The sequence below is a fragment of the Xanthobacter sp. BG11Y11_SDJG genome, from assembly GCF_057364445.1.
On sequence record NZ_JBNFNU010000750.1, the window covers coordinates 1 to 974 of the forward strand.

The 974-nt window shown below is 72.9% G+C and carries 1 protein-coding gene and 1 pseudogene; one reads left to right on the forward strand and one right to left on the reverse strand.

What is annotated here, in order from left to right; translation table 11 throughout:
- Positions 1 to 376 precede the first annotated feature (376 nt).
- Positions 377 to 619, forward strand: coding sequence for a DUF2312 domain-containing protein (locus AC2W7M_RS26275; protein ID WP_486136112.1), 243 nt, complete (start codon positions 377 to 379; stop codon positions 617 to 619).
- A gap of 35 nt (positions 620 to 654) precedes the next feature.
- On the opposite strand, the pseudogene AC2W7M_RS26280 reads toward AC2W7M_RS26275, so the two are convergent.
- A pseudogene (locus tag AC2W7M_RS26280) lies at positions 655 to 974 on the reverse strand (hypothetical protein); the annotation flags it as partial.

The window sequence follows — 974 nt, forward strand, 5'->3', positions numbered from 1 at the left end:
AGCGCCGCCCATGCGGCGAGGACCGGCAGCGCCAGCGCGGCGCGCCAGAAGGCGCTGGCGAACGGCCCCACGTCCGCGAACCGCACGAACAGCACCGAGGCGCCCATGGCGAACGCGCCGAGGACGAGGGCGGTGATGCCGAAGGCGAGGCGCGGCGGCGGGTGAGCGCTCATGGCGGGCGGGGTGGGGTCCGGGTTCGGACGGGGAGGGGGTGCGGCCGGAGGCTCGCACGCCCCAGCCTGCGGCGGAAGCCGCAACCCTTCGCGTCCACCGGCGCGTGGAAAGCGGGGACGCGTCCTTGACTGCGCCCCGGCGCGGGGCCTCTATCGACGGCCCACAGCTTGAGGAGTCTGCCAGGTGGCGGAAGACGTGTCAGATGCCCCGCGGGTTCGCCAAGGAACAGCTGAAGTCCCTCATCGAGCGCATCGAGCGCCTGGAGGAGGAGAAGAAGGCCATTGCCGACGACATCAAGGACGTGTTCGCGGAGGCCAAGGCCAACGGCTTCGACGTGAAGGCGCTGCGCACCATTCTGAAGATCCGCAAGGAGGACGCGGACGACCGCAAGGAGCACGAGGCGATCGTCGACCTCTATTGCCAGGCGCTGGGCATCTTCGCCTGACGCGACAAGGGCCGGGCTGCGGCCCGGCCGGCCGCTCACATGCGCTGGCTGACCACCACGGCGCCGCCGCGGAAGGCATAGGTCGGCAGCGGCACCACGGCCGGGCCGCTGAAGCCAGCCCTGAGACCGAAGCTGCCGTCGCGGGAGAAGCCCTGCGCCACCACGGTCTGCGGCGCCGCGACGAAGGCCGTGAACACCCTCAGTTCCGGCTCGCGCAGGGTCAGATCGGAGGCGAGGCTGGGCGCCAGGAACAGGCGCTCGAAGGTGCCGGCGGACGCCACATCCACCGGTGCGGCCGGCTGCGGGGCGGGCACGGCGGGCGCCGGCTTGCCGCGCTCGCGCAGCCGGGCGACGG